Consider the following 9,620-nt stretch of genomic DNA (forward strand, 5'->3'; position numbering starts at 1 on the left):
TTTTATCCGCTTACCGCGAATCGAGCGCGCTGCGCAATCCATCGCCGATAAAGTTGAAGCACATGATCGTCAGGAAGATCATGAAGCCCGGGATGATCGGATACCACGGCGCTTTCAGCATGATCGTCAAGCTTTGGGCGCTCTGCAGCAGATTGCCCCAAGTTGCGTGAGGGGGTTGAATCCCGAGACCGAGGAAGCTGAGGCTCGATTCGGTCAAAATCATCGATCCCATCTGAAGCGTCGCGGATACGATAACCGGGGCGATCGCGTTCGGCAATATGTGCACGAAGATGATGCGGAAGTCGGACATTCCCATCGTACGGGCCGCATCCACGAACTCGCGGTTTTTGAGCGACATGATTTGCCCCCGCAGCAGCCTCGCCTTGCCCATCCAGCCGAACAAGACGAAGACGACGATAATATTGAACAGGCTCGGCTTCAATATCGTCACGACCGTTATAAGCAGGAACAGCTGAGGGAAAGCTAGCATCACGTCGACGAACCTCATCAGGATGCTGTCCAGCTTCCCGCCGTAATAACCCGCAAGCGCACCGACGGTCACACCGATTACGACGTTGAACACGACGGAGAAAATCCCGACGGACAGCGATACCCGCGAGCCGTAAAGTACACGGCTGAATAGATCGCGGCCCAGATCGTCGGTCCCGAACCAGTGATCCGCGCTCGGCGGCTTCAGCCGGTTCAGCAAGTCTTGCTCGGCCGGATCATGCGTCGCAATTAGCGGAGCGAACAGCGCCAGCAAGATCAGCGTCGCCATGATGAACAAGCTGATTACGGCCAGTTTGTTTTGTTTGAACCGGGCCCACGCGCGATTGCGGGGCAAAACCGGTTTGACTGCTGCGGTTGTAGTAACGGCGGCATCCATCGGCTTACACCTTCGCCCCTTTCTGGTCGATACTTACCCGAGGGTCCAGTGCGGCATACAACACATCGGCGATGATGCTGCCGAGTACGGTCAAAAATGCACCGACGGTTGTTATCGCGAAAATGATCGGGTAATCCCGCTGGAAGGCGGCCTCGATGAAGAGGCGGCCGATTCCCGGGATACTGAATATCGTTTCGATAATGAGAGCCCCGCCGAAGAAAGAGGGCAGCATCAGTCCGAACAAAGTGACGATCGGCATAAGCGCGTTGCGGAGACCATGGACCGTAATGACCCGCCCGTCCAGCAAGCCTTTCGCTTTGGCCGTCCGCATGTAGTCCTGGTGTATGACTTCCAGCATGCTGGAGCGGATATACCGGGTCCAGATCGCGATTTCCGCCGCAGCCATCGTACATACCGGCAAAATCAGATGCATGATCCGATCCCCGATGCTAAACGGCATGTTGATCGTCTGCAAGCCGCCCGAAGGCAGCCAACCCAGCTTGACGGCGAACAGCATCATCAGCACGAGCCCGAGCCAGAAGCCGGGAATGGAAATGCCGATGTTGGAAATCGCCGTGACGAACTGGTCCAACCGGGAATTCGCTCTTAACGCGCAGGCGATGCCGAGCGGAATCGCGATCATCATCGCAAGCACGAAGCTCGATACGGTCAACAACAGCGTCGTCGGAAGGCGATCCAGGATCAAATCGGACACGGGATCGCTTTTCAGAAAGGAAGTCCCGAAGTCTCCGCGCATCATGCCGGTGAGCCAATCCCAATACTGAACGTAGAGGGGCTTGTCGAGCCCGAAGGCTTTAATCATATTCTCTTTGTCAACGGCTTTGATGGTCGGATCTTCAAGGAACGCGGAGAGCGGACTCCCCGGCGCCATATGAATGATCGCAAAAGAGATGATCGTAATGCCGAGCAGTATAGGTATGGCGTTAAGCAATCGCCTCAGCGCGTAAAGAGCCACCGGAAGTCACTTCTTTCGTTCTTATTATTTGGTGAAATACCACTTCTCAATTTCCTTCAAGCTGTCCCGGTTGACGTTGAAGCCTTCGAGATTGCTCGGATACGCCATCGTCGTCGTCGGCGAGTACAGGAACGTGTACGGCTGGTCTTCGGCGATCAGGGCGTCGACTTTGTTAAGCAGCTCTTTGCGCTTCGCTTTGTCGAACGTTCTCAAGTCTTCGTCGATCAGCTTGTCGACTTCGGCGTTTTTGTACGAGACGGTGTTCAAGCCTTTCTCGATTTCGGACGAATGCCAGATGCCTTTCGGATTCGGGTCTCCCGAGATCGACCAACCGTAATAGATCGCTTGAAAGTTTTTACCTTGGAAATTTTTAGTAAAAGCGGAACCTTCCACCACTCGCGGCGTCACGTTTACACCGATTTTTTTCAACTGCTGCTGAACGACGGTTACCCCTTTTTCCCGGACTTTGTTGCCTTGGTTCACTTGCATTTCGAATTCGAAGTTTTTGCCGTCTTTGTCCAATACGCCGTCTCCGTTCGTATCTTTCCAGCCGGCTTCCGCGAGCAGCTGCTTCGCCTTCTCCACGTTGAAGTCGAACTTCGGTACGTTGTCGGTATAGGTCCAGTAAGCCGGAGCCGTCTGGCTGTTCACGACTTGGCCTTGGCCTTCCACTACGCTCTCCACGATGCCTTTGCGGTCGATCGCCATCGTCAGCGCTTGGCGCACCTTTTTGTCCTGGAAGAGCGGATTGGTCAAGTTCCAGCCGATGAACAAATATTGGCTGAGGGCGATTCCTTTTTGCAGCTTGATTTTGTTGTTCGTTTTGGCGAATTGCTCGACCGCCGCCAAGTTGTCGGCAGGAACCGCGATGACGTTGATTTCGCCGGTTTGCAGCTGAGCCATCATGGCGTTCGCATCCGGGATGATTTTGGCCGTCACTTTCTCGATCGCCGGCTTGCCGCCGTAGTAAGCTTCATTGCGGACGAAGCTCAAATATTGGCCTTGCTTCCACTCCACCAGCTTGTAGGCGCCGGAACCGACCGGCTGCTTGAAGAAAGCCGATTTGTCCATTTCTTTCACCGGTACGTCCTTAAGCAGATGCTGCGGTAAAATGTTGTAAATCATCATGTCGATGTATCCGGCATGCGGTTCCTTGAAGGTGATTTTGACGGTTGTGTCGTCCACCTTCTCGATCTTCTGCATTTTCTCGAAAGCCCCTTTGCGAGGGCCCGTATAGTCCGGGTTAATCGGAATGTTGTAAGTAAAGACGACATCGTCGGCCGTTACCGGTTTGCCGTCGCTGAACTTGGCGTCGTTACGGATTTTGATCGTCATCGACAGCTTATCGTCGGAAAATACCGGTTGACCGACAGCGAGATCCGGTACGATATCCTGCTTCTCGTTGAAACGGTACAACGAGCTGAATACAAGATCGATCACTTCGCTCGACGTCGTAGTCGTCGCCCAGAAACGGATAAAGCCTTGCGGATCGGACAAGTATGCCGTCGTAATTTCGCCGCCGTCGACTTTCTCTTTCTTCGGTGCGGTCGTGTTCGTCGAAGTTCCCGACGAGGCGGATAGCTCGGAGCCGTTCTTCGTTCCGGCGGAGCATCCGGCCAGCACGACGGAAGCGCCCATCGTTGCGACTAAAGCTGCAGTCGCCCATTTGCGGTACGGTTTGAACATGATAATTCCCCTCTCTTAAGGCCGATAAATTGGTTTACGGCACGAAAAGCTTTCCTTCACCGCATGAAAGCGAAGGACAGCTCGACTCCCGCCGTTTATATGAAATGGCACGAGGCGAAATGCCCCGGCTGCACTTCCCTGAATTCAGGCCGCTCGCTGCGGCAACGGTCCGTGGCGTGCGGACATCGCGGATGAAACGGACAACCGGATGGCGGATTGGCCGCGTTCGGCACCTCGCCGCTCAGCACGATTCTTTCCCGTTTGAAATCCACATCGGGCTCCGGAACGGATGACAGCAGCGCTTGCGTGTATGGATGCTGGGGATTCGTAAATAGCTGATCCCGGCTGGCCGTCTCCACAACCCGGCCTAAGTACATGACCGCCACCCGGTTGGAAATATTCCGGACGATGCTCAAATTGTGGGAAATGAACAAGTAAGACACTTTCGTTTTTTCCTGCAGACTGCCGAGCAGGTTGACGATTTGCGCCTGAATCGATACGTCCAAGGCGGATACCGCCTCGTCGGCCACGATCATTTTCGGCGCTAGCGATATCGCCCGGGCGATGGCGATGCGCTGCCGCTGTCCGCCGGAAAACTCGTGCGGATACAATCTCGCGGCTTGCGAGCTCAAGCCCACCGTTTCGAGCAGCGACTCGGCTTCCTTCGTCGCTTCCCGCCAGCTTCTGCCGCCTTGAATGACGAGCGGCTCCGCGATAGCGTTCCCGACCGACATTCTCGGGTTCAGCGAAGCGTACGGGTCTTGGAACACGCACTGCATATCTTTGCGCAGCGGCCGAAGCTGCCGCTGGCTCATCTTGCCGATCGATTTGCCGTTGAAACGGATCTCGCCGTCCGTCGGATCGAGCAGCCGGAGAATGAGCCGGCCTACCGTCGATTTCCCGCAGCCAGATTCGCCGACGATGCCGAGCGTCTCGCCCTCGTTCAACGTCAGTCTCACATCGTCCACCGCTTTGACCGAGCCGGACTTAAAGTTTCTCCCTATCGGGAAATATTTCTTCAACCCATGCACTTCGAGAAGAGGAGCGTTCAAGTTTCTAATCCCCCTAACTTTTAGTCCCCCAAAAGTGAAGCTAACCTTCGAGGCTGATTCCGGGTACTTTTGGGGGAGCCCCCATACTTGATCCCCAAAAAGTGAAGAGAAGCTTCGGAGCTTATTCCGGATACTTTTTGGGGAGCCCCAGACTTTAACGTCCTAAAGTGTAGCTAGCCTTCGAATCAGGCCTTGATGCAGCGGACGCTGTGACCCGGACCGATGACCCGGAGCTCGGGCAGACTTTGGCGGCATTCGGCTGTAGCTATCGGGCAGCGGTCCGCAAATCGGCAGCCGGCTATAAACGTTCCGGCAGGAGGAACCATACCTGGGATCGGTACTAATTTCTCAATCTTGCCCTGCATGCGCGGCGTCGATTGCAGCAGCCCTTTCGTATAAGGATGCAACGGCGATGTGAATAGCGAACGGACATCGGCTGTTTCCACGATTTGACCGGCATACATGACGATAACCCGGTTGGCCATCTCCGCGACGACCCCGAGATCGTGAGTAATAAACAGCACCGACATACCGGTTTCCTTCAGCAATTGGCGAATCAAATCCAGCACTTGAGCCTGAATGGTCACATCGAGAGCGGTTGTCGGCTCATCGGCGATCAGCAGATCCGGTTTGCAGGACATGGCCATGGCAAGCATGACCCTTTGCCTCATGCCTCCGGACAATTGATGGGGGAATTGTTTCCGGGTACGTGCAGGCTCGGGGAATCCGACTCGGCGAAGCCATTCGTCCACAATCGCGTTCGCTTCGGGCTTCTTGACATTCAAATGGCGGACGACCGCTTCGCTCATCTGCAGTCCGATCGTCAGCACCGGGTTCAGCGAGGTCATCGGCTCCTGAAAGATCATCGAGATTTGCCGTCCGCGAATTCGCGACATTTCCCCTTTGCTCAACTGGAGCAGGTTTCGGCCTCGGAACCGGATTTCGCCTCCGGAAATCGTTCCCGAACGCGGAAGCAGCTGCATAATCGATAGGGAGGTCATGCTTTTGCCGCAGCCCGATTCGCCTACCAGGGCGACCACTTCGTTGCTTCCGATCTCGAAATCTATCCCGTCCACGACCGTTGTCTGTTTATTTTTATTGTGAAATGAAGTTTTAAGCGTTTTCACCTGTAAAATTGGTTCATTCACATCATTCACCCCCGCTCGCTCTTTACATAAAGAAAATAAGCAATAAAATCATTTTACTTATTTTCCCCTCGATTGTCATTAAATTTTTTTTCCCATTTTTAACCTCAATAAAGAAACATTATTACACAAAAGCGTTAAAGATAAACAGCTTTAAAGGATGCCCGCATTAACGAAAATGTGTATTAATGATATACCGCCTTAATGAACACAAGCTTTAAAGTGGCATAGCAAAAAGGTCGTCTCCCGGAATCGAGTAGAATAAAAGTCTTTTAAACTCCTTATTTTGCTGCAAGGAACAATTTTCAGTTTCAAAAGACTGTTATTTTTGTCCAGAATGCAAAAAAACCTTCATAACCACGTCTAAGTGGAAATGAAGGTTCAGTTGTTGACTAGCTTGATTTACCGTTCTATTGTCCGGGGCGTTCCTTGTTCCAAAGCTCGATCAGCCTGGCCGTCAGCTCCGGCGTATGCTCGATCGTGTAACCGGCCGATACGGAGCTACCTAACGTCTGTTGCAGCCGGTCGGACGGTATGACGGTCATGACGTGCACGGCAATCGCAAATAAGATAATCGCCTCGGCCAAAGCCAACAGCGCGCCGCTCCACTTGTTCAACGTCTTCAATCCGGGAATCGAAGCGATCAGATGAAGGAGCCGACCCACAATGGACAAGCCGATTTTGACGATGAAGAAAATGGCGGCAAACGCCACCGCATTGTAGAAATAAATGTTCCAATTCAAGTTTTCGGCGAGAAACGCGTATTTACCATAGGACTGAAATCGTTCCAATGGAAGAAGAACGGCAACGAGCGAGGATACGTCGTCATAAAACAAATACGCCGCCAACAAGGCGAGAAACAGTCCGGCGATGGAGACAAGCTGAGCGACAAAGCCGCGATGGTAGCCTAGAAAAAGCGCTGCGGCTACCATCACGGCGGCGATGATATCTAACGTGTTTAATGAGTCCATACGATGCCCGATTAGCCCTAGTCTTTCTCGACAAGCTCGATCCATTCGTTGAATTCGGTCTGCAGCTTGGAGTACTCTTCCTGGAGCTTCCTGTATTTCAATTGCAGTCCCGCTTCCTCGCGCCGTTCGTTCTGCAGCTGCTCCAGGTCGTACCGTAACGCGCTCCGCTCCCGCTCGAACGTCTCGGCCATATCTTCACGCTCGGCGGCGTAAGCTTCCCGCTCCGCCTCCGAAGATGCCTTCAACTGCCGGATACGCTCCTGCTCTGCGTCCGAAGACGCCTTCAACCGCCGGATGTGCTCCTGCTCCGCCTCCAATGACGCCTTCAACTGCCGGATGCGCTCCTGCTCCGCCTCCAATGACGACTCGAGCTCCTTGACGCGCTCCTGATCCCGCTCCAGTACTTCATGCTCGACGGCTGCGGCCGCCTCCAGCTGCGCCCTCAATCCGGCAATTTCCGCCTGGAATTGGGAGAATCCGCGATGCCGCTCTTCATCGAACAGAGCCAGCAGCCTTTGCCGTTCTTTCTCCAGTGCCCGCTCCAAGCCCGAAGAGGATTGCTCGAGCGCTTGCTCCGTGCGGCGACGCTCTGCGGCAAGCTCCTGCTCTCCCTTGCGCCGTTCCGCCAGAAGCGCCTGTTCCAAGCTGCGGCGCTCGTCTTCCAGCGCCTTCTCCGCCCTTTGCCGCTCCGCCTCCAACGCTTGCTTGCTCTTGCGCCGCTCGTCCTGTACGGCATGATCCGCTTGGCGCCGCGCTTGTTCCAAGGCAGCCTCCGCCTGGCGCCGCGCTTCTTCCAACGCCTGCTCGAGCGCCTGTTCTCTCAGGCGTCCTTCTTCCAGCAGCCGCTGCCCATTAAGCTGCTCTTCTTCCAGAGCAAGAGCCGCGCGGTTCCGCTCCTCTTGGACGGCCTGTGCTCCGCTGCGCTTCTCTTCCTCGAGAGCCTGTAGCCCGCTGCGCCGCACTTCATCAACAGCTTGCTTCGTTTCGGCTTGCATTTCCTCTACCGTCTTCTTGCGGTCTTCCCTAAGGGAGACGATTTCTTGAAGCAGCTTCTCTTCTTGCTCCCTCATCAGCTTCTGCTTCAACTCGAAGCTTTCCTGCTGTTTTTTAGCCGTAATCTGCAGCTTCTGGTACTCCTCCATCAGCTTGGTGACCGTCTCTCCCATGCCGCGGTTGTTCTCATCCAGCAAGCGGTTGTCTTTCTCCAGCCGGTTGCTTTTGGCCACCTGCTTGCTTATCGCTTCCTCCAGCTGACGATTCGCTTCCTGCAGCTTCGTCAACTGATCGGCGTGCTGCTCGGCCATCGTTTCCCGTCCAAGCCGTTCGGCCTTCAGCTCTTCTTCCGATAGAACGGCTTGCTCCTTCAGCTGTTCGAGCTTCTCGGACAGTTCCTTTTCACTTTCACGGAGCCGAGCCGCTTCCTGTTCGGCCGATTGCTGCATGCGGTTGTATCGGTCCTCCAGCTCCGCATACCGTTCTTCGATACCTTGAGCCGTTTGAAGCTGCTGTTCGGCTTGCCCGAGCTGCGATTTCAGCTTGTCAAACTCGGCCTCTTGAATAACTGCCTTCTCGTCATGCATACGTTTCGCTTCCTGCAGCTGATTCGTTTCCGCCTGCAGTTTTGCCAGCTCTTCGAGCAGTTTCTCTTCCTGCTCCCTCATCAGCTTCTGCTTCAACTCGAAGCTTTCCTGCTGTTTTTTGGCCGTATTCTGCAGCTTCTGGTATTCCTCCATCAGCTTGCTGACCGTTTCCCCCATGTCGCGGTTGTTCTCATCCAGCAAGCGGTTGTCTTTCTCCAGCCGGTTGCTTTTGGCCACCTGCTTGCTTAACGACTCCTCCAGTTGACGATTCGCTTCCTGCAGTTTCGTCAATTGTTCGGCGTGCTGCCCGGCCATCGCTTCCCGTCCAAGCTGTTCGACCTTCAGCTCTTCTTGCGATAGAACGACTTGCGCTTTGATCTGTTCGAGCTTCTCGGACAGCTCCTTTTCATTTTCACGGAGCCGAGCCGCTTCCTGTTCGGCCGATTGCTGCTGCCGCTCGGCTTGCTCAAGCTGTGCTTTCAGCTTGCCGAACTCGGCCTCTTGAACCACTGCCTTCTCTTCAAGCAAACGTTTCGCTGCCTGCTGCTGATTCGTTTCCGCCTGCAGATTAGCCAGTTCTTCGGTGTGCCGTTCGGTCAATGCCTTCCGCTCCTGCCTCTCGGCAGCCAGCTCCTGCTCCGCTTTCTTGCGCTCCGCTTCCAGTGCCGTCTTCAGCGCACTATCGCTTCTGATGCGCTCCGCCGACAGCTCTTGCTCCGCTTTCAGAAGCTCTTCCACAAGCAAGTGATCCGCCTTCTCACGCTCCGCCTTCAGCGTTTCCTCGCTTCTGTTACGCTCGGCCTCAAGCGCCTGCTCCGCTTTCTCGCGTTCCGCTTCCAGCGCCGCCTTCAGCGCACTTTCGCCTCTGCTGCGCTCCGCTGCAAGTTCCTGCTCTGCTTTCAGCAGTTCTTCCACTAACAAGTGGTCCGCTTTCTCGCGCTCCGCTTCCAGCGCCGCCTTCAACGCTTCCTCGCTTCTGCTCCGCTCGGCCGCCAGCGCTTGCTTCGCCTTCTCCCGCTCCGCTTCCAGCGCCGCCTTCAACGCTTCCTCGCTTCTGCTCCGCTCAGCCGCCAGCGCTTGCTCCGCTTTATCCCGCTCCGCTTCCAGCGCCGCCTTCAACGCTTCCTCGCTTCTGCTCAGCTCGGCCGCCAGCGCTTGCTTCGCTTTATCCCGCTCCGCTTCCAGCGCCGCGTTCAGCGCTTCCTCGCTTCTGCTCCGCTCGGCGACCAGCGCTTGCTCCGCTTTCTCCCGCTCCGCTTCCAGCGCCGCCTTCAACGCTTCCTCGCTTCTGCTCCGCTCGGCGACCAGCGCTTGCTCCGCTTTC

6 protein-coding genes and 1 pseudogene are annotated in these 9,620 nt (G+C 55.3%); all 7 read right to left on the bottom strand.

Features of this window, described 5'->3' with window-relative positions; genetic code table 11:
- Nucleotides 1-10 precede the first annotated feature (10 nt).
- Complete coding sequence (gene opp4C, locus FE783_RS33845) at nucleotides 11-886, bottom strand: oligopeptide ABC transporter permease (RefSeq protein WP_138883816.1); 876 nt, start codon at nucleotides 884-886, stop codon at nucleotides 11-13.
- 4 nt (nucleotides 887-890) lie between these two features.
- Nucleotides 891-1,862, bottom strand: coding sequence for an ABC transporter permease (locus FE783_RS33850; protein WP_138883817.1), 972 nt, complete (start codon nucleotides 1,860-1,862; stop codon nucleotides 891-893).
- A 24-nt stretch (nucleotides 1,863-1,886) separates the two neighbouring features.
- The gene (locus FE783_RS33855; RefSeq protein WP_138883818.1) at nucleotides 1,887-3,548 is read right to left on the bottom strand and encodes a peptide-binding protein; all 1,662 of its coding nucleotides are present in this window, start codon (nucleotides 3,546-3,548) and stop codon (nucleotides 1,887-1,889) included.
- Between the two features lie 95 nt (nucleotides 3,549-3,643).
- The gene (locus tag FE783_RS33860; RefSeq protein WP_138883819.1) at nucleotides 3,644-4,600 is read right to left on the bottom strand and encodes an ABC transporter ATP-binding protein; all 957 of its coding nucleotides are present in this window, start codon (nucleotides 4,598-4,600) and stop codon (nucleotides 3,644-3,646) included.
- A 185-nt stretch (nucleotides 4,601-4,785) separates the two neighbouring features.
- The gene (locus FE783_RS33865) at nucleotides 4,786-5,748 is read right to left on the bottom strand and encodes an ABC transporter ATP-binding protein (protein ID WP_138883820.1); all 963 of its coding nucleotides are present in this window, start codon (nucleotides 5,746-5,748) and stop codon (nucleotides 4,786-4,788) included.
- A 407-nt stretch (nucleotides 5,749-6,155) separates the two neighbouring features.
- Entirely contained in the window at nucleotides 6,156-6,716 is a 561-nt protein-coding gene (locus FE783_RS33870; RefSeq protein ID WP_138883821.1) for a CvpA family protein, read from the bottom strand.
- A 17-nt stretch (nucleotides 6,717-6,733) separates the two neighbouring features.
- A pseudogene (locus FE783_RS37770) lies at nucleotides 6,734-9,620 on the bottom strand (hypothetical protein); the annotation flags it as partial.

The organism is Paenibacillus mesophilus (assembly GCF_005938385.1).
In the GTDB taxonomy this organism is placed as follows: Bacteria; Bacillota; Bacilli; order Paenibacillales; family NBRC-103111; genus Paenibacillus_AB; species Paenibacillus_AB mesophilus.

Excerpts from the sequence above, each read along its gene's own strand:
- opp4C (WP_138883816.1), bottom strand. The coding sequence starts at position 886 with ATGGATGCCGCCGTTACTACAACCGCAGCAGTCAAACCGGTTTTGCCC.
- FE783_RS33855 (WP_138883818.1), bottom strand. The coding sequence starts at position 3,548 with ATGTTCAAACCGTACCGCAAATGGGCGACTGCAGCTTTAGTCGCAACG.
- FE783_RS33870 (WP_138883821.1), bottom strand. The coding sequence starts at position 6,716 with ATGGACTCATTAAACACGTTAGATATCATCGCCGCCGTGATGGTAGCC.